Origin of the sequence: Aliiroseovarius crassostreae (genome assembly GCF_001307765.1) — a bacterium.
GTDB classification, from domain to species: Bacteria; Pseudomonadota; Alphaproteobacteria; order Rhodobacterales; family Rhodobacteraceae; genus Aliiroseovarius; species Aliiroseovarius crassostreae.
Map to the genome: position 1 here is coordinate 363,576 of NZ_LKBA01000006.1, position 17,580 is coordinate 381,155.

At 59.9% G+C, this 17,580-nt stretch carries 18 protein-coding genes and 1 tRNA gene; 7 read left to right on the forward strand and 12 right to left on the reverse strand.

Annotated elements, in window-relative coordinates; all coding sequences use genetic code 11:
• Positions 1–8: 8 nt before the first annotated feature.
• Both hisF and AKJ29_RS08085 read left to right on the forward strand, forming a co-directional pair.
• Entirely contained in the window at positions 9–806 is a 798-nt protein-coding gene (hisF, locus tag AKJ29_RS08080; protein ID WP_055189716.1) for an imidazole glycerol phosphate synthase subunit HisF, read from the forward strand.
• Between the two features lies 1 nt (position 807).
• Entirely contained in the window at positions 808–1,119 is a 312-nt protein-coding gene (locus tag AKJ29_RS08085) for a phosphoribosyl-ATP diphosphatase (RefSeq protein WP_055189717.1), read from the forward strand.
• A gap of 70 nt (positions 1,120–1,189) precedes the next feature.
• On the opposite strand, the gene AKJ29_RS08090 is transcribed toward AKJ29_RS08085, so the two are convergent.
• The 3 genes from AKJ29_RS08090 to rlmB form a co-directional block, all read right to left on the reverse strand.
• A complete protein-coding gene (locus AKJ29_RS08090) occupies positions 1,190–1,651 on the reverse strand; it encodes a CoA-binding protein (protein ID WP_055189718.1) in 462 nt (153 codons plus the stop codon).
• A gap of 320 nt (positions 1,652–1,971) precedes the next feature.
• A complete protein-coding gene (locus AKJ29_RS08095) occupies positions 1,972–2,457 on the reverse strand; it encodes a YHS domain-containing (seleno)protein (RefSeq protein WP_055189719.1) in 486 nt (161 codons plus the stop codon).
• 134 nt (positions 2,458–2,591) lie between these two features.
• Positions 2,592–3,374, reverse strand: a complete 783-nt coding sequence (gene rlmB / locus AKJ29_RS08100) for a 23S rRNA (guanosine(2251)-2'-O)-methyltransferase RlmB (protein ID WP_055190502.1) — start codon at positions 3,372–3,374, stop codon at positions 2,592–2,594.
• A 157-nt stretch (positions 3,375–3,531) separates the two neighbouring features.
• Between rlmB and AKJ29_RS19250 the strand changes: the two genes are divergently transcribed.
• From AKJ29_RS19250 to AKJ29_RS08120, 5 genes are all read left to right on the forward strand, one after another.
• Positions 3,532–3,615 (forward strand) — tRNA-Tyr (locus AKJ29_RS19250).
• 101 nt (positions 3,616–3,716) lie between these two features.
• The gene (locus AKJ29_RS08105; protein WP_175502260.1) at positions 3,717–5,420 is read left to right on the forward strand and encodes a site-specific integrase; all 1,704 of its coding nucleotides are present in this window, start codon (positions 3,717–3,719) and stop codon (positions 5,418–5,420) included.
• The gene (locus AKJ29_RS08110; RefSeq protein ID WP_055189723.1) at positions 5,417–5,731 is read left to right on the forward strand and encodes a hypothetical protein; all 315 of its coding nucleotides are present in this window, start codon (positions 5,417–5,419) and stop codon (positions 5,729–5,731) included. Before AKJ29_RS08105 ends, AKJ29_RS08110 begins: the two co-directional genes overlap by 4 nt.
• Positions 5,732–5,848: 117 nt before the next feature.
• Positions 5,849–6,403: a hypothetical protein gene (locus AKJ29_RS08115; RefSeq protein ID WP_055189725.1), complete on the forward strand. Its 555-nt coding sequence runs from the start codon at positions 5,849–5,851 to the stop codon at positions 6,401–6,403.
• Between the two features lie 19 nt (positions 6,404–6,422).
• Positions 6,423–6,638, forward strand: a complete 216-nt coding sequence (locus tag AKJ29_RS08120) for a hypothetical protein (protein WP_055189727.1) — start codon at positions 6,423–6,425, stop codon at positions 6,636–6,638.
• 344 nt (positions 6,639–6,982) lie between these two features.
• Here the strand turns inward: AKJ29_RS08120 and AKJ29_RS08125 are convergent, their stop codons facing one another.
• The 9 genes from AKJ29_RS08125 to AKJ29_RS08170 form a co-directional block, all read right to left on the reverse strand.
• Positions 6,983–7,492, reverse strand: a complete 510-nt coding sequence (locus tag AKJ29_RS08125; RefSeq protein WP_055189729.1) for a DUF2478 domain-containing protein — start codon at positions 7,490–7,492, stop codon at positions 6,983–6,985.
• 258 nt (positions 7,493–7,750) lie between these two features.
• On the reverse strand, positions 7,751–8,455 hold the full coding sequence (locus AKJ29_RS08130) for a NapC/NirT family cytochrome c (RefSeq protein WP_082392552.1): 705 nt from the start codon (positions 8,453–8,455) through the stop codon (positions 7,751–7,753).
• Positions 8,456–8,487: 32 nt separating this feature from the next.
• Positions 8,488–8,916, reverse strand: coding sequence for a nitrate reductase cytochrome c-type subunit (locus AKJ29_RS08135; protein ID WP_055189731.1), 429 nt, complete (start codon positions 8,914–8,916; stop codon positions 8,488–8,490).
• Positions 8,917–8,936: 20 nt separating this feature from the next.
• Positions 8,937–9,860, reverse strand: a complete 924-nt coding sequence (gene napH, locus AKJ29_RS08140; RefSeq protein WP_055189733.1) for a quinol dehydrogenase ferredoxin subunit NapH — start codon at positions 9,858–9,860, stop codon at positions 8,937–8,939.
• Positions 9,857–10,738 carry a ferredoxin-type protein NapG gene (gene napG / locus AKJ29_RS08145; protein ID WP_055189735.1) on the reverse strand — a complete coding sequence of 294 codons (882 nt, stop codon included), beginning with the start codon at positions 10,736–10,738 and terminating at the stop codon, positions 9,857–9,859. The genes napH and napG overlap by 4 nt, the downstream gene beginning before the upstream one ends.
• A 29-nt stretch (positions 10,739–10,767) precedes the next feature.
• Complete coding sequence (gene napA / locus AKJ29_RS08150; RefSeq protein ID WP_055189737.1) at positions 10,768–13,263, reverse strand: nitrate reductase catalytic subunit NapA; 2,496 nt, start codon at positions 13,261–13,263, stop codon at positions 10,768–10,770.
• Between the two features lie 15 nt (positions 13,264–13,278).
• Positions 13,279–13,548 (reverse strand): chaperone NapD, encoded by a 270-nt coding sequence (locus tag AKJ29_RS08155; protein WP_074963618.1) that lies wholly within the window; start codon positions 13,546–13,548, stop codon positions 13,279–13,281.
• A complete protein-coding gene (gene napF / locus AKJ29_RS18670) occupies positions 13,542–14,078 on the reverse strand; it encodes a ferredoxin-type protein NapF (RefSeq protein ID WP_256415728.1) in 537 nt (178 codons plus the stop codon). The genes AKJ29_RS08155 and napF overlap by 7 nt, the downstream gene beginning before the upstream one ends.
• Positions 14,079–14,919: 841 nt before the next feature.
• Positions 14,920–17,439 (reverse strand): PKD domain-containing protein, encoded by a 2,520-nt coding sequence (locus AKJ29_RS08170; RefSeq protein ID WP_055189743.1) that lies wholly within the window; start codon positions 17,437–17,439, stop codon positions 14,920–14,922.
• Between the last annotated feature and the right edge of the window lie 141 nt (positions 17,440–17,580).

Consider the following 17,580-nt stretch of genomic DNA (forward strand, 5'->3'; position numbering starts at 1 on the left):
AGGGCACCATGCTCAAGACCCGTATCATCCCCTGTCTCGACGTGGCCGAGGGCCGCACCGTAAAAGGCGTCAACTTCGTCGACCTGATCGACGCGGGTGACCCGGTGGAACAGGCGCGCGCCTATGATGCCGCCGGCGCAGACGAGCTCTGCTTTCTCGACATCAAGGCCACCCATGAAAATCGCGGCACCATGTATGACCTGGCCACCCGCACGGCCGAACAATGCTTCATGCCACTAACCATCGGCGGCGGTGTGCGCAGCCCGGGGGATGTGCGTGACCTGCTTTTGGCCGGCGCCGACAAAGTGTCGTTCAACTCCGCCGCCGTGGCCGACCCGGACGTGGTGGCCCGCTCGGCCGACCGTTTCGGATCGCAATGTATCGTGGTGGCGATCGACGCCAAGACGATCGGCCATGATGCAAATGGGGTGCCAAACAAATGGGGCATCTTCACCCATGGCGGGCGCAAAGCGGCGCTCGACACCGACGGCAACCCGATTGACGCTGTGGAATTTGCCCGGTTGATGGAAGCCAAGGGCGCGGGGGAAATCCTGCTCACCTCGATGGATCGCGATGGCACCAAAGCGGGCTTCAACCTGCCGCTCACCCGCGCCGTGTCAGATGCAGTGCATGTGCCGGTGATTGCATCCGGTGGCGTGGGCAATCTCGATCACCTGGTCGAAGGCGTGACCGAAGGCGGGGCCTCGGCCGTGCTTGCCGCCTCCATCTTCCATTTCGGCGAATACACCATCCGCGAGGCCAAGGAACATATGCAGGCCGCCGGCATCGACATGAGGCTCAACTGACATGGACATTCTCAAAACACTCGAAGCCACGATCGCAGCCCGCAAATCCGCCGACCCGGACAGCTCCTGGACCGCCCGCCTCCTGTCCAAAGGCCCGGAAAAATGCGCTGAGAAATTTGGCGAAGAAGCCATCGAGGCCATCATCGCCGCCGCCAAAAACGACCGCGAAAACCTCACCTATGAGGCCGCCGACGTCCTTTATCACCTGCTGGTCATGCTCGCCGCCCGTGATGTGTCTCTGGAGGACGTGCTCAGCGAACTCGCCCGCCGTCAGGGCCTCTCCGGGATCGAGGAAAAAGCGTCGCGATCCTAACCCGCGCCCCCTTCTTCTTGGTCCAAATACTCCGGGGTGAGCGAGCTTGCCTCGCGAGGGGCCGCGCCCCTTACACGCTCACCTTTTGCACCTCTGCCAAAGACCGGTCGCCAAACAGGCGCGGATATTCGATCTTCGGACAGTGATCCTCGATCACCTCAACGCCCTTTGCTTCACCCGCTGCCCGCGCCCCGGCATTGAAAATCTCCAGCTGCATCCAGACCGTGCGCAGGCCGGGCAGCGCCTCCAGCGCCGCCTCGACAATCGGCCCCACGGCCTCGGATGCACGGAAAAGGTCAATCATGTCGGTTTCCGGCGGCAGGCTGCGCACATCTGCAACCACCTCTTCGCCAAACATCTCCTGTCCGGCCAGCCCCGGATTGACCCCGATCACGCGATAACCCTTCCCGGCCAGAAACGCCGCCACCCGGTGGCTGGCGCGGTCCGGCTTGTTGGACAGGCCAACCAGCCCGATCACGCGGGTCGTTGCAAGGATCTGTCGAAGGCGGGCATCGGTGTCTGTCTGTGTCATGAGGCAGAAATAACATCCGCCCCCTCATATTCAACAAGCAAGATGAAAGAACGTGGCGTCGTGCGGCTCCAACCACGCGCGCCTTCCAATTCCGCCCCTTAAATTCCGCCCCCGCCCCCTCCCCGCCCAGACAGGGAACGGACAAAAAAAGCGCCCACAGCTCACGGTGCGGGCGCAGTTTTCGGAACGAGGGACAGTGTGATCGAAAGCAGGGTTCCGTCCTGCCTTCTGTTCAGGACATAAGTTCTGTCGCGGCGGGTTAAAGCCCTTCACACGCGGCTGTGATCCGCTGCGAGCGCGGGCTTTCCGAAAACAAGATCTCAGCCGTCCAGAATGCCCGGCCAGTTGGCATTGCCCTTGGCCACATTTCCCGGCACATCCTGGAGCCACAGCTCCCGCGCGCGCAGGCTGAAATTCAGGTAAAGCTTGTCTTCAAACACGGTCCAGGCTTCGGGCACGGTCGGGGCAAGATACCCCTTGCTGGCCGCATAGGCGCAGTAGCCACCGAATTGCGGAGCGTATGTCTCGGGGCTGGCGACAAACATATCGCGGGTCTCAGCCGAGGAAAACAGCACCCTGGCCCCTTTATACTCGGCCGAAAACGCCTCGTTGCCCGGTGTGGGGGCACCTTTGGTAAAATAGGCAACGGGGTCGTGCCCATCCCAGGCAATGCCCGCTTCGTTATAAACAGGGTCGCTGGCGGCCAGCGCAGGGCGGGTGAGGACAAGACCGGCAAAGGGGGCGGTTGCAAAACCGGCCAGAACAGCGCGGCGCGAGAGGGCGCGAGAGAGGGGGAATGTGGACATGAGGGTCTCCTTTCGCCTCATAACCTGCCCTTTCGCGATCCGTTTTGCACCCCACCTCACCGGAATGTCAGGAGAAGTTGATCCGCAGACTGTCACCAGCCTGCGGCGACGCCGCCCTCAGGCGACCGCCTGTGTCAGCGCGAGCTGCGGGTGGCGTACAGCGCCACCGCTGCGGCGTTGGAAACATTGAGCGAGCCGAACTCGCGCGCAAAGGGGATCTTGACCAACTGGTCACAGGTCGCCTTTGTCTTCTCGCGCAGCCCCGGCCCTTCGGCCCCCAGCACCAGCGCCACGGGACGGTTGGGGAAATTGCCCAGCGCGGTCTCGATCGTGTCCTCGGCCTCACCATCCAGGCCCAGCACCACATAGCCCATCGCCCTGAGTTCCTCCATCGCCTCGGCAAGGTTGCGAATGCGCAGATAGGGCTGACGCTCCAGCGCGCCTGAGGCGGTTTTCGCCAGCGCCCCGGTTTCCGGCGCAGAGCCGCGGGCCGTGCCCACAACCGCATTGGCCCCGAACACTTCGGCAGAGCGCAAGATAGCCCCCACATTATGCGGATCTGTCACCCGGTCGAGCAACACCATGATCGGCTGCCCCTCGCCCGCATCCACGGCGCGATCCGCCAGGCTGCCCCATTTCAGAGGTTTCACCTCAAGGGCTGCCCCCTGGTGAACCGATTGCGGGTCAAGCACATTGGGAAACTTGCGCGGATCCACCATTTCCGGGGTGACCCCACTTTCCCCAATCGCCTCGGCCAGCTTGTCATGGGCGTTTTTGGTCACGATCAGGCGCAGCTTTTCGCGCTTCGGGTTCACCAGCGCATCACGCACCGCATGCAGGCCAAACAGCCAGACGGTTTCCGCCTCGGCCACGCGCTTGGCTTTCTCTTTCTGAACCACCCATTTTGGTTTTTTCATGACCTGTTTGTCCCTGATCGCCCTTAAAAACAACGAGACCCGGACAATGCGTCCAATGGCGCGCAGAGACAAGTCAATTTCCTTTGTTTTTCCGCTTGACCCCCGCAGTGTGGCGGTTTAATCAGCCCCCATTCCAGCGCTCTGGCGCAAAGGAAGTGGGCGACAGGCCGCAAGGTGTGGCAGGGGACTGTAACTCCCTCGCGGAGACGCACGCTTGGTTCGATTCCAAGGTCGCCCACCATTCCCCCTCTAAGTCTTTGATCTTTCATAGATCGCTGATTTAGCTGGGCTTTTTCCATCCCCCTTGGTCACAATTTTGGTATACACAGGGGTATGCGAAAGATGGCCGAAACACATCATTTACAGAAGCGCGGGCAGACCTGGCACTTTTACCGTAGGGTGCCCACTGCGCTTGTGCCTGTCGTGGGCAAGACCTTCGTCAAGAAAAGCCTGGGGACTTCTGACCTCAAAGAGGCGAAGATTCTTTGCAACGCGCTCAACGTGCAGATCGACGCCGAATTCGCAGCGGCTGAGGCTCAAGGCGATGGTGCTCCCCCGCCTGCCCCCATGTCGCTGGCGATGCTCACCGAACATCTGCGACAGCACATCGCCGGGCTGGACCAGCGGAGCGCTGCACGGCTGGTCAGTGATCCGCCCGAGACAGAGACCGAAAAAGCCGAGATGAAGCAAGATGCGGAAATCGGCCTGGGCGTCCTGAAAAACCGTGACGACCCGCGCGGCGACGAATGGGTGGCGTCGGTCTTCGACAAGGTGACGGCCCAGGCTGGGGCCAGCCTCTCCAACAAGGAAGTGGTGAGCGGCTTCACTGAGGTTGTGCGCCGGGGCTTGATGGAGCTGCAGCACCGCAAGCTGGACCGTCTCCAGGACGACCACGGTGCTGGGCCGCACGATCCGCTCTTTGACGCCAAGAAGCCCCCGGCCATGACCTTTGGCGATTTGTGCGATGTGTACTGGAACGTGCGCTCTGCCGAACTCGCCGCGAACCAGACGAACGAGAAGCGCGGAGACCGGATTGCCGGGGAGATCGCCCTGCTTCGTGAAGCCCTGGGCAAGGATACCTCGCTCACCGAAATCACCTATGACCGGATACAGGAATTCCGTGCGCTCATAGCGAGGGTGCCGACGAACAGGAACAAGATTTACCCTGGCCTCACCCTCCAACAGCAAATTGACCGTGCCGAGAAGGCGGGCAAGAACACTCTGTCGATCCAGAGCCAGCGCCTCTACCTGCGCTGCTTGCACGATGTGCTTGAAGCTGGCCGGGTGCGGAACTTCATGCCGAGCAACCCGGCGACGGGCGTCAAGCCGCTGCAGAAAGAGAAAGAGACCGATGCGGAGAAGCGCCTGCCCTGGGAGATGGACCAGGTACGGGGGTTCTTCGACGGCAAGTTCTACCATCTCTGCGCCTCAGACCTCGCCAGCTACACCAAGAAGGATCGGGCCTGGCGGTTCTGGATGCCGCTCTTGATGCTCTACAGCGGTGCCCGCCCGAATGAGATCGCCCAGCTTCACTGCGACGATGTACGTCAGACCGACGCGGGCAAATGGTATTTCAGCCTGAGCGATGAAGACGGCAAGACGCTGAAAACCGGGTCCAGCCGCCGCCGGGTGCCCCTGCATCCTGAGCTAATCAAGATTGGCTTCCTCGAATTTGTGGAGGCGCGGCGCAAGAAGAACGGACAGAAAGAGCCGCGTATCTTCTCCGAACTGAAACCAGACAAGTATGGTTCTCTTGCCGCCTATGCCTCGAAGCGCATCCGCGACACGTTCATCCCTGAGGAAATCACTCTCAAGGACAAGCAGACCTTCTATTCGCTCAGGCACAATGTGCGGGACGCCCTGCGACGGGTGAAGGCCCCAGCCGATACCCTGCTGGCCGTCTGCGGCTGGTCTCCTGCTGGCAAGGCTGTGTCGGACGACTACGGCGATGGGGGCAACCCGGACCTCCACGCGGAATATGTGGATGCGATCACCTATCCGGGCCTCGACCTGGCATTCCTGCATGGCGTGGGGGGCAAGCTATGATCCGTATCCCCAAGAAGCCGAAGCCCGCCCTCAAGGGCACGACCCCGCCCAAAGCCCCGATGTATCCGGCGAAGGTGTGGGGCGAGACATGCGCCGAACGCCTATTCGACCTGATGCCCAGAGCGCGCGGAGAGCTGATCCTGCAGGACATGGAACGCTGGGAAGGTGAGTTTCGAGACCAGTATTCCGACTGGCCAGAACAAGGCGTGGAACGCGCGGTGGAAGCGTTCAAGGACGCCTATCGCGCTACCTGGGAGCGGCTCAGCGCCGAATTACCCATTAAGGCTAAGGGCATATATGCTGACGAATAAATGAAAAGGGGCAGCGCAACTGCCGAGTGTGCGCCGCCCCACGAGGTGAACCCAACCAGCTAAGAAGGGTCGGTCACAAAATCGCCGATCCGCGCATAGAACGCAAGAGGAACGGCAATGACCTATCTACATTCACAAGCGGCCAAGGCCGAGATGAAGAAGGCTATGAACGTGGGCACCACGTCAGCCAAGACCGCGAACGCACCCAAGAAGAAAATGACGAAAGCTGCCCAGGCTACGGTGCAGAAGGCCAAGGCGGCGAATGAGAAATGGGAACGGCCCAGCCTTGTCGCCATACATCGGATGATGGCAGGTTCTGACCTCAAGGCCGGGGTGCTGCTGCACCACATCGTGTTCGAGTGGGGTAATCGGAACAAGAAGCTGGAGCGCGACGGCAGGGAGTGGCTGGCCCATAGCCGGGATGCCTGGGCACAAGCTGCGGGCCTGACGTTCGCTGAATTCAAGAACACTGCGGAGCCGAGGTTGAAGAAGTCGTGCGCCGGGTTCCTGACCATGCGGGCGATGGGCAACGGCTCCGACAAGAAACTGTGGGTGGCTGACGATTACCGGCGTGGAGAGTTTGGCCCCGACACCCTTGCCACGATCCACGATCTTGCGCCCAAGCTGGACAGGGTGGACCTGTACAGGTCAGATAGTCGCACACCTGATTAATCAGCAAAGGAATTCCGAAATGGCCGCACAACAGATTTATGGCGTCGTCCTGAAACAGAAGACTGGCTATCGCGCGGGCTTATGCGACGCACATGACCAACTCGAAACCTACCAGACCAAAGAGGCCGCACTGCTTGGAGTGCGTCAGAGCCTCTTGGACCGATCACTTGACCCGAACTTTGTGCTCGACCTGACCAACGCTGAGCCGGAAGAGGTTGCCGCATACCTGAAATGAACCCCTTGCTTTGGTATACAAACCGGGGTAATTTGCACGTGACCAAGGCAAGGGAAATGCCTTAAAAATAAGGGCTTGAGCGGGCGAAAACGACGATCCAAGGTCGCCCACCACTTCCCCTCCTCAGATCATATCGGTGCGATCATAGGGGCCTTTCCCGGATGAACCCTGTTCCTGGGTAAAGTGCCGATTTGAATGACGCAGGGGTTCTGCGCCCCGAAACCGGCTCCCTCCCGTAAAATCGCCACTGAAATATCGACGAAGGCACTACGTCCAGCAGGCGCCCCTGCTATCTTCCCAAAAGATAATCCCGCCATATGCGCGCGCCAAGGGGGCTCGCCTGTCTACGCCCCTTTGGTCACCTGGTTGAGCCACTCCATGATCACATCGGCCTCTGCGGTCAGTTCCTGCGCCTCGCATCCGCAAAAGGCCTCAAAGGCGTCACGGTTGAGCTTGTTGACCCCGACCAGCACCGGGATGTCCTGGGCAAGCGCCGTGGCGATGGCGGAGCGAAAACCGCGCCCTTCGGCCTCGTGTTTGCCGAACTTGTTGACCAGCAACAGATCCGCCCCCTGCGCCAGCGCGGCCTCGGTATCGGCAACCGCGCCCTCAAGCGCATACGTATCCAGCCGACAGCCCCGCGCCCCCACACCGCGATCTTCCGAAATGCGAATCAGCGGCCCGTCGGGCAGCACTTTCACATCCATGTCGCATTTGCGATCTTCACCCCGGTCCGTATCAATCTGAACGGTGCCGATCACCCGCAGCCTGCGGGCAATAAGCGCCTCGGCGATCTCGGCAAGCAGCGCATTGGTTTCGCCGCGCCCCGGTGCGATGGTGAAGGCAAGTTTCATCTCGGTCTCCTGATCCGGTCCTGATCTGGTTCTGGCATGTTTCCGGCATATTTCTGGCCGCTTGTAGGCAACACAGGGACGCACGGCCTTGAGCGGTGTCAAGAGCACGTGGTTTTTCCAACCCGGCCTCCCCCCGCATCTGAAAGCGTTTTCACATCACGCAGCTTCAACAGAATACGGAAACATTTTCACGAAAAAGGGCCAGGCAAAAGCCCGGCCCAGTGTCTGCTCGTTTTAGCAAAACCGCAGGTGAAATGCTCAGTTCCCTGAGGTCAGGTAACCCTCAAGCTCATCTTTTGCATCGGCCACGGTGCGCCCGGAAGGCAGCGGCAATTCGCCAGCAGCAGCCATCTGATCGACCACCTGCTCATACCGTTCCTGCCAGCCTTCAGGCAGCTCATGCGCGATGCCCTGGTGACAGTCAATGCAGGTCTTGCCTTCGTCCAGCGCAACCTGGTGGTTGTCGGCGGCGCGGTTTTCCTGAACCGTGAAGTCCATGTAGTCGAAATTGTGACAGTTGCGGCATTCCTGCGAATCGGTGGATTTCATCCGGCGCCATTCATTGGCGGCCAGTTCAATCCGCTGATCCTCAAATTTCTCGCGGGTCCAGATCGATTTCGAGATGAAGTGGCCATAGAGTTCTTTGGTGGCCTTGATCTTGCGGATGATCTTTGGGCCCCAATCCTTGGGCACGTGACAATCCGGGCAGGTGGCCCGAACGCCCGAACGGTTGGACTGGTGGACCGAGCCCTGATATTCGGCGAAGACGTTATCTTCCATCTCGTGGCACGAGATACAGAACTCTTCCTTGTTGGTCATCTCAAGCGCCCAGTTGAAGCCCCCCCAGAACACCACCCCGGCGACAAAGCCAGAGATCAGAAGCGCGCCCAGAGAGATCGCGCCGGTCGGCGTCCAGAACCAGTTCCAAAGGCGGCGGATGACGCCGGGATTTACATCAGACATATCTGTTATCCTTTCCCTTGCACATCTCCACCTCAGTGAGAGGCTTCAAAGGTGTTTTCCACCAGCGCAGGCGCATCCACCTGCGGCACGTGGCACTGTTTGCAGAACCAGCGGGTGCCGGCCACGACATCCAGCTGGTTGCCCGCGCGGTCCTGATAGTGGGTCATCGACAGGGTCGGTGCGTTGCGCTCGCCTGCATTGGTCCAGTCATGGCAGGACAGGCAGCGGTTTGCCTTCAGGTCGATCTGGTATTTCTCGATCGAATGCGGAATGAGCGGCGGCTGCTGGCGATAGTTCCGGGTGAACCGGTCCTTGTCCTGGTGGAAGACGTCTTCAACGGCCACAGGCTCGTCGACGTCGGCACCACGCAGGGACTGAACGCCACCCGCGTTCTGTGCCCAGACGGCACTGGCCAAAAGCGTCGGGACGACGATGGCACTGATCAAAAGTTGCTTTCTCATTGGGCTACTCCCGTGTTTAGTCAGGCCGCGCGACTGGCCTCGGGTTGACGTTTGGTATTCCGGCGCACCGCGCGGGCTGGCGCGGAGGTTTCATCGAACCGGGTGGTGAACTTGAAGACATCCGGTGCGCAGACGTCGATGCAACGTCCACAATTGGTGCAGTCGGATGACAGGATGATCGGGGTGTCTTCCTCGGCGCCGCGCAGCGCCGGGGTGATAACGTGCATTTCCGGGCAGACGGCAAAACAATCCATGCAATCGTCGCATTCGGCCCGTTTGGTGGCGCTGACCCGCAGTACGGATCCCTTGCCCAGAAGCCCGTAAAAGGCCCCTACCGGGCACAGATGCCCACACCAGCCCCGCCGAGACACGGCAACGTCGAAGATGAAGACCGCAAGGACAAAGGTCCAGGCGAAGCCCATGCCGAAGATCAGGCCGCGATGCAGCATCGAGATCGGGTTGACGAACTCCCACGCAATGGTGCCGGTCAGGGCGGACACAGCCAGAACCATGCCCAGAACCCAGTAACGGGTGTTGCGCTTGGGCTGCCAGCCTTTGGCAAATCCCAGTTTGTCGTGCAGCCAATGGGCGCCATCGGTCACCGGGTTGATCGGGCAGACCCAGCTGCAATAGACCCGCCCGCCGATCAGCGCATAGGCCACGGCGACAATCACCGCGCCGGTGATGGCGGTCATCTCTGGCCAGTGCAGCGCCACCAGGCCCTGCAACAGCACAAAGGGGTCGGTCAGCGGCAGGATATCAAAGGTCAGCGACCCGGCCAGATTGCCTTTCACCCACCAGATGCCAGCCCAGGGGCCAAGCAGGAAAATCCCAAGGAAAAACAACTGGCTGAGGCGGCGCAGGATCAGGAACTGATGTGCTTTCCACCAGCCCTTTTCGTCGATGGCTTCGCGGCCGACAGGAAGTGCGATCTTGTCGCTCATTGTCCTGCCCCCCCAGTTCCGGGAAGCGAGAAGGAAGGGGTGAAGCCCCCATCCATATTCGGGTCCGGCATGCCGTCAAACAGGCTGGCCTCGGGCAGGTATCCGCCCGGCGCCACAAGATTGTCGGTGCCCGGTCCGGGCAGGCGGTCCGGCAGGTCGATCAGCTCGTCCACCAGCGGGTTGCGATCTTCCCAACCCAGCTTGTAATGGTCTGCGGCCTCAGCGGTGGCCACCCGGATCGGCAGCACCTTGATGGCGCTTTCCTCCGGCAGAACACAGGATTTTTCGCATTTGCCGCAGCCGGTGCAATGATCGGAATGCACCACGGGCATGAAAATCGCATGGTGGCCGGAGCGTTCATTGTGGCGGCGTTCCAGCGTGATCGCCTCGTCAATCACCGGGCAGACGCGGTAGCAGACGTCGCAACGCAGGCCGAGGGCGTTCAGGCACCGCTCTTCGTCGATCAGGACGGCCAGGCCCATACGGGCGTCGTCAATATTGGTCAGGGAGTGATCCAGCGCGCCGGTTGGGCAGGCGACCACACAGGGAATATCATCACACATTTCGCAGGGCACATCCCGCGCGGTGAAAAACGGTGTGCCGGTCGCCGGGCCATCAATACCCAGTTCGGCAAGCACCAGCGTGTCATAGGGGCAATCGCGCACGCAAAGCCCACAGCGGATGCAGGCCGCCAGAAAATCCTCTTCAGGCAGCGCCCCCGGCGGGCGAATGGCCTGTGCAGGCAAAGCCCGCGCATCCGTGGCCAGTTTGGTGATGGCCATGCCCGCCACAGCGCAGGCCCCCGCCACCCGTGCCGCATCCTGAAGGAAGCGGCGCCGGTTCGGCGATTTGGGGTTGCGGTTGGAGGCGGCGGACATGGATTTGGTTTCCGTAGTATCGTTACAGTTTAGGCGCGTTCGACTTTACAGGCACATTTCTTGAAGTCCGTTTCTTTCGAAATCGGGCAAGTTGCGTCCAAGGTCAGCTTGTTGATCAGCTGGCTTTCATCGAACCACGGCACAAAGACCGAACCGCGCGGCGGCTTGTTCCGACCACGGGTTTCAACCCGCGAGGCCATCTCGCCGCGTTTCGAAGAGATCACGATCTCCTGTCCGCGCCGCAGACCACGTTCCTTGGCATCTTCTGGGTGCATGAACACCACGGCGGACGGGAAGGAGCGGTGCAGTTCGGGCACGCGGCGGGTCATCGAACCGGAATGCCAGTGTTCCAGCACACGGCCGGTGATCAGCCACAGGTCGAACTCTTCATTCGGGCTTTCCGCAGGCGGCTCATAGGGGGCGAAGATGATATTCGCCTTGCCATCGGGCTTGCCATAGAATTCCACGCCAGCGCCTTCTTTCACGTAAGGGTCATAGCCTTCGCGGAAGCGATAGAGCGTTTCCTTGCCATCAACCACCGGCCAGCGCAGGCCGCGGGCCTGGTGATATTGCTCAAACGGGGCGAGGTCATGCGCTTTGCCGCGACCGAAGCTGGCGTATTCTTCAAACAGACCCTTCTGCACATAGAAGCCGAAATGTTTGGCTTCGGCGTTGCTGAAGCCTTCTGCGGTTTCGGACAGCGGGTATTTGTTGACCTTGCCGTTTTCGTAAAGGATCTCGAACAGGGTCTTGCCGCGGTATTCCGGCATCTGGGCGAGCAGCTCTTCCGGCCAGACTTCTTCGGCCTTGAAGCGTTTGGAGAATTCCATCACCTGCCAGACGTCCGAGCGGGCTTCGCCCGGCGCATCCACCTGCTGACGCCAGAATTGGGTGCGGCGCTCGGCGTTACCATAGGCGCCTTCCTTCTCAACCCACATGGCGGTGGGCAGAATGAGGTCGGCGGCCAGTGCGGTCACGGTCGGGTACGGGTCGGACACGGTGATGAAGTTTTCCGGGTTGCGATAGCCCGGATAGCCTTCTTCGTTCATGTTCGGGGCCGCTTGCAGGTTGTTCGTGCACTGCACCCAGTGACAGTTCAGATCCCCGTCTTTCAGTTTGCGGTGCTGCAGCACGGCGTGGAAGCCGGGCTTGGCAGGAATGGTGCCTTTCGGCAGTTTCCATTTCTCTTCGGCCAGATCACGGTGCTTTTCGTTCATGACCACCATGTCGGCGGGCAGGCGGTGGGCGAAGGTGCCAACCTCACGCGCGGTGCCACAGGCAGAGGGCTGACCGGTCAGCGAGAAGGGCGAGTTGCCCGGTTCTGCGATTTTGCCAACCAAAAGGTGCACGTTATACATCAGCGAGTTCACCCAGGAACCGCGGGTGTGCTGGTTGAAACCCATGGTCCAGAGCGACATCACCTTGCGGTTCGGATCGGCATATTGCTTGGCCAGCTGTTCCAGCTTGGCGGCCGGTACACCAGACAGTTTCGACGTGTATTCAAGGGTATAAGGGGCGACGGCCTCTTTATACTCTTCAAAGGTCATGTCCGACAGCGCACCGTGCTTGCCTTCGTGGGACGGGTTTTCCGCGGCCTGTTCCAGCTCGTGGGTCGGACGCAGGCCGTAACCGATGTCGGTGGCGGTGCGTTTGAAATGGGTGTGTTTTTCAACAAAGTCCCAGTTCACCGCATCATTCTGGATGATGTAGTTGGCGATGTAGTTCAGGATCGCCAGGTCGGTTTGCGGCTCGAAGATCATGCCATTGTCGGCCAGTTCGAACGAGCGGTGCTCAAACGTCGACAGAACATGCACCTCAGCGCCCGGCTTGGTCAGGCGGGTGTCGGTCAGACGCGACCACAGGATCGGGTGCATCTCAGCCATGTTCGAGCCCCAGAGCACGAAGGTGTCGGCATGTTCAAGGTCGTCATAGCAGCCCATCGGTTCGTCAATGCCAAAGGTGCGCATGAAACCGGCCACGGCGGAGGCCATGCAGTGACGGGCGTTCGGGTCGATATTGTTTGACCGCAGGCCAGCCTTCATGAACTTGGCGGCGGCATAACCTTCCCAGACGGTCCACTGACCGGAACCGAAAATGGACACAGCGGACGGGCCTTTCTTGGCCAGCGTGTCTTTCCATTTCTCAGCCATGATGTCGAAGGCTTCATCCCAGCTGACCGGTTCAAATTCGCCATTCTTGTCGAAAACGCCGTTTGATTTGCGCAGAAGCGGCGTGGTCAGGCGGTCTTTGCCATACATGATTTTCGACAGGAAATAGCCCTTGATGCAGTTCAACCCGCGGTTCACCGGGGCTTCCGGGTCACCTTGGGTGGCGACAACTTTGCCGTTTTTCACACCGACCAGAACGGAACAGCCCGTGCCGCAGAAGCGGCAGGCGGCTTTGTCCCAACGGATGTCGGGCTTGCGCACCTGGGCGGCGGCCGTTTCCGGCAGGGTGATACCAGCGGCCGACGCAGTAGCAGCGGCGGCGGTGGCTTTAAGGAATGTGCGGCGGGACGTGGTCATGATGGGTCTCCCGTTTCAGTGTTTGGTCGGCGAAGAACCCTCGACATCCTCGTCAAGTTCTTCGAAGTGATGATAGGTGAGCGTGACAGTGATCACGCCCGGGATCTGGTGCATCTCCATGATCTGTTCTGATGCGCGCATCTCAGATGTATCTTCGACGGTCACAACAATGCGTCCGTCTTCATGGGCATGAACTTCGCCGCCCTCTGTGGCATCAATGGCCGCCATGACCTCTTGGGTCTTGTCGGGCATCGTATGCACCAGGCAGCCGCAGATATTCAGCATGGGCGGGCCTCCGGTTGGGGTTGGATTTGGATGAATTCAATGGCACCTACCGGGCATGGGGCAACACAACCACCACAGCCATTGCAGGCATCAAGATCAAACTGTGGCTGGGCGGATCCACCCAGTTGCAGTTGGAAACGAATGGCGCCCTGATCGCAATGATCCTGACAGGCGCGACACATCACGCCATTCATCGACATGCAGGACTGAGACGCGCTGACCCGCCAGGGAAATGCACGATCCGCGCTCAGTGCTGCCGGTTCACAGGCGTCGATGCAGGCATTGCAGAAGGTGCAGGCCCCGCGCGAGAAATCCAGCGCAGGCAGCCCCTGTTTGTCTCGCAGGATGATCCCCTCGGGACAGGCGCGCGCGCAATCACCGCACTGGGTGCAGCTGTCATGAAAGGCGATTTCACCCGCGGCCCCCGGCGGGCGCTGGTGCTGGATCTCGTGGATCTTGCCTCTCAAAAGGGCGCGTCTTGAAGGGGTTGCGTTCAACGGAGTGCTCGCTGTTTCTGGCTGGCTGTTCAACTGATAACGCGGTTGTGAGCGCGACCAATTGACCTAAATCAAAGTTTTTTGACGATGCCTTTGAACTGAGGCCTCTCCCGATAAAGCTAAAGTTTTGAATATGTTACGCATCTATTTGTAACATCATGCAAAGAAACGATAAAAACTGTCATGACCTGTCACATATTGTCGCACCCCCTTGCAAGAAGGGGGTGTTAAATATTTTCTCAAGGCGCCGTTTTCTTGGGGATATCCGGGCAAAGCAACTGGTTTTTCCGGCATGCAAAAGTATGCATTTGAACAAATCAACTTGAGCGGCCTCGAATCCCGCTAGCGACCCGATAGCACAGGTTTTCCAAAGCGATGCGAACAGTTACCGCACCGAGGAGAACTGGCGGGTCGATGCACCTCAAGTGATCAGAAAATTGATAAAGTCTTCCACGCCTACGGCTCGTCAATTCCCGTTGGGAAAGACAGCCGGCATTTGTGGCCCACAAAGTTCAAGCGTGAAACGGCGCAGCACATGAGATCCGGTCCGCTCTCAATCGGTGACGTCCAGAAAACCTGCCAGATTTCGGACGGGACGGCACAGGCCTTGTGATGGCTTGCAAACGCATCGAAGGAAAAGGTTTCGAGTGGCCGCGCATTCAAATCGTTCTCTCATATGAACGACGTCATGCTTGAAACATGTATAGGATCGTGAAGCTCTCCTGTGGTTTGGGCGCATACACAAAAACTGGCGCGGTTCACGCAATTCCGTCAATGTCGATGTCTGGGATTTCATGCCGGTTAGATACGATGATGTCGCACGGCGGGCATGTCAGTTCCCCCCGCAGGTCGAAACCCGCGGGGGTATTGGGGATCAGAATTTCAGCTCATACAGAAGACTGCCACCCCATGTCTCGGATGCGTTGTCGCCAATGCCATCATAGAACAGGTCAACACTGACGGATGAGCGCTCTGACAGAGTAACAAGCCCCCCAAACTCCACCCCGAACGAGGACGAACTGGTATGGGTTCCCCCATTGCCCGTGTCACTAAAGCGCGCGTTAATACCAGGGGTCAGAAGGATGTCGAAGTCGTTCAGCGTGACAGGGATTTCCAGATCCAGGCCAAGATGTGCTGTCTTCTGTTCCAACGTCTGTTCCGGCACCACAGCACCGACGCTGTTGGTATAGGCGTGTTGGTAATCACGCAGGTACAGAAGATCCACGGATGGGACCAAGGTCATGCCATTTGCCATCGCAATGCTGCCTTCCACCCCAAGCGTTGCCAGCGTGCGGGTGCTGTCAAAGCGATCGGTGGGCCGCCCAGCCAATGTCAGATCATTTTCGGTGCGTCCATGCAGCAAGCTGCCAGTAAAGACCAGTGGTTGATTAGCAAGGCGTGCAGCGAAATACGGCCCGATCAGATAACCCGTGCTTTCGATGTCGCGCGCGCTGCTCTCGGAACCGGTCCAGTCGAACTGTACCATCGCACCGATGATCAGATCCTCGGATACCAAGAAATGGGATCCGAATGTCAGATGCGTATAGGACTGATGATCGTCTCCCTCTTGGTTCCATAGCGCGGTGCCGTCCGCCCAGACATACGCGCCATAGCTGGTCGAGAAGTCGATTTTTCCACGCGTGGCTGTGGCCGAGGCACTCAGCGAACCGCCACCGGGCTTCAGGAAACGCGACAGTTTTGGCTGCGCCCGGACCAAAAGCCCTGCACGGTACGACATGAACTCACGGATCTCTTCCTGTGACATCGCAACCGAGCTGCCAGAAATGCTGATGATCGCCGAGGCTTCGTTCAGGTTGCCACTTGCGCCAAGGGCAACATCTTCCTGCACCCAAACCGTGACGGCCTGGTTCTGATCCTGTGGCGTGATCACCAGGCTGTACGTGTCACCGCTGCCCGAAAATCCAGTAACAGCCGCGTTCTGGATGGACACGTCGTTGGCCGTGAACCCGGTGACCGCCTCCGAGAAGACAACAGTCAGCATGAAGGGCGTATTCCCGTCATGATAGCTGGGTGCACCAGACAGCGTGACGGTTGGTCGTACTGTGTTTGCCGCGCCATTGACGGTGATCGTGACGGTGGAGGCCGCTGAGGCCTCGATGCCGTCATTGACGATCAGCTGGAAGGTCAGCAGCTCGCTGGCACCGATTGCCACGGTGGGCGCGGTGAAGCTGGGGCTTTGCGCCGTCGCGTCCGACAGGGTGACGCCCGTGCCTGCGGTCTGGGTCCAGGCATAGGTCAGCGACTGCCCCACATCATTGGCATCCGACCCCGAGCCATCCAGCGTGACACTGCTGGCCGAGGCAACGCTCTGCGCACTGCCCGCATCCGCAGTGGGCGTGGTGTTTGCCGCGCCGGTCACGGTGATCGTGACGGTGGAGGCAGCTGAGGCCTCGATGCCGTCATTGACAATCAGCTGGAAGGTCAGCAGCTCGCTGGCGCCGATTGCCACGGTGGGCGCGGTGAAGCTGGGGCTTTGCGCCGTCGCGTCCGACAGGGTGACGCCCGTGCCTGCGGTCTGGGTCCAGGCATAGGTCAGCGACTGCCCCACATCATTGGCATCCGACCCCGAGCCATCCAGCGTGACACTGCTGGCCGAAGCAACGCTCTGCGCACTGCCCGCATCCGCAGTGGGCGTGGTGTTTGCCGCGCCATTCACGGTGATCGTGACGGTGGAGGCAGGCGAGGCCTCGATGCCGTCATTGACAATCAGCTGGAAGGTCAGCAGCTCGCTGGCACCAATCGCCACGGTGGGCGCGGTGAAGCTGGGGCTTTGCGCCGTCGCGTCCGACAGGGTGACGCCCGTGCCTGCGGTCTGGGTCCAGGCATAGGTCAGCGACTGCCCCACATCATTGGCATCCGACCCCGAGCCATCCAGCGTGACACTGCTGGCCGAAGCAACGCTCTGCGCACTGCCCGCATCCGCAGTGGGCGTGGTGTTTGGAGGCGTTGCAGCAACGCGACTGTTCACAAGTTGGGTGCTGGTCGCCCCTTTGACACCGATTTCGTAGTCATACCATTGGCCGCCATATTGACCGGTAAAGCTTACGCCGACAAAATCATCCGCCGCGTATGTCCCATTGGCACCGTCCGAAACATAGTTCGTGATCCCTGTGATGTTGCAACGGGTTGCGATCTCGGATGCGAGGATATCACCAGGTCCCCAGCCCTGAATGCTCCCTCCAAGCCAATAGTTCCCCCCCGACGACCCGTTGGCGAAGTTTACCTGCGCCTCGCTGCCGCCCGGATCATAATATGGATTGAAGTTACAGTTGGTTTCGGTCACGCCAACCGGTTTCAGAACTGTGTCAAAGAAAGTGCCCCCACCAAGAGCGTGGGCTTGGGTGGCCGATAAAACCCCCAGTGTCAGGGCCATAAATGTATTGCGTCGCAAGCAGTTCAGTATCATCGCATCATCCGTTGGTAGTCGGCGCCGCACGCCATCAAAAACGATGATCAGGATAGTTTGAGAGAAATTTCTTTCTGTGCGCCGAAGCACAGAGCGCGCCGCAGCTGG

Excerpts from the sequence above, each read along its gene's own strand:
- AKJ29_RS08110 (WP_055189723.1), top strand. The coding sequence starts at position 5,417 with ATGATCCGTATCCCCAAGAAGCCGAAGCCCGCCCTCAAGGGCACGACC.
- AKJ29_RS08115 (WP_055189725.1), top strand. The coding sequence starts at position 5,849 with ATGACCTATCTACATTCACAAGCGGCCAAGGCCGAGATGAAGAAGGCT.
- AKJ29_RS08120 (WP_055189727.1), top strand. The coding sequence starts at position 6,423 with ATGGCCGCACAACAGATTTATGGCGTCGTCCTGAAACAGAAGACTGGC.
- AKJ29_RS08105 (WP_175502260.1), top strand. The coding sequence starts at position 3,717 with ATGGCCGAAACACATCATTTACAGAAGCGCGGGCAGACCTGGCACTTT.
- napG (WP_055189735.1), bottom strand. The coding sequence starts at position 10,738 with ATGTCCGCCGCCTCCAACCGCAACCCCAAATCGCCGAACCGGCGCCGC.
- AKJ29_RS08130 (WP_082392552.1), bottom strand. The coding sequence starts at position 8,455 with ATGTCTGATGTAAATCCCGGCGTCATCCGCCGCCTTTGGAACTGGTTC.
- AKJ29_RS08090 (WP_055189718.1), bottom strand. The coding sequence starts at position 1,651 with ATGACACAGACAGACACCGATGCCCGCCTTCGACAGATCCTTGCAACG.
- hisF (WP_055189716.1), top strand. The coding sequence starts at position 9 with ATGCTCAAGACCCGTATCATCCCCTGTCTCGACGTGGCCGAGGGCCGC.
- AKJ29_RS08125 (WP_055189729.1), bottom strand. The coding sequence starts at position 7,492 with ATGAAACTTGCCTTCACCATCGCACCGGGGCGCGGCGAAACCAATGCG.
- AKJ29_RS08085 (WP_055189717.1), top strand. The coding sequence starts at position 808 with ATGGACATTCTCAAAACACTCGAAGCCACGATCGCAGCCCGCAAATCC.
- AKJ29_RS08135 (WP_055189731.1), bottom strand. The coding sequence starts at position 8,916 with ATGAGAAAGCAACTTTTGATCAGTGCCATCGTCGTCCCGACGCTTTTG.
- rlmB (WP_055190502.1), bottom strand. The coding sequence starts at position 3,374 with ATGAAAAAACCAAAATGGGTGGTTCAGAAAGAGAAAGCCAAGCGCGTG.
- AKJ29_RS08155 (WP_074963618.1), bottom strand. The coding sequence starts at position 13,548 with ATGCTGAATATCTGCGGCTGCCTGGTGCATACGATGCCCGACAAGACC.
- napA (WP_055189737.1), bottom strand. The coding sequence starts at position 13,263 with ATGACCACGTCCCGCCGCACATTCCTTAAAGCCACCGCCGCCGCTGCT.
- AKJ29_RS08170 (WP_055189743.1), bottom strand. The coding sequence starts at position 17,439 with ATGGCCCTGACACTGGGGGTTTTATCGGCCACCCAAGCCCACGCTCTT.
- napH (WP_055189733.1), bottom strand. The coding sequence starts at position 9,860 with ATGAGCGACAAGATCGCACTTCCTGTCGGCCGCGAAGCCATCGACGAA.
- AKJ29_RS08095 (WP_055189719.1), bottom strand. The coding sequence starts at position 2,457 with ATGTCCACATTCCCCCTCTCTCGCGCCCTCTCGCGCCGCGCTGTTCTG.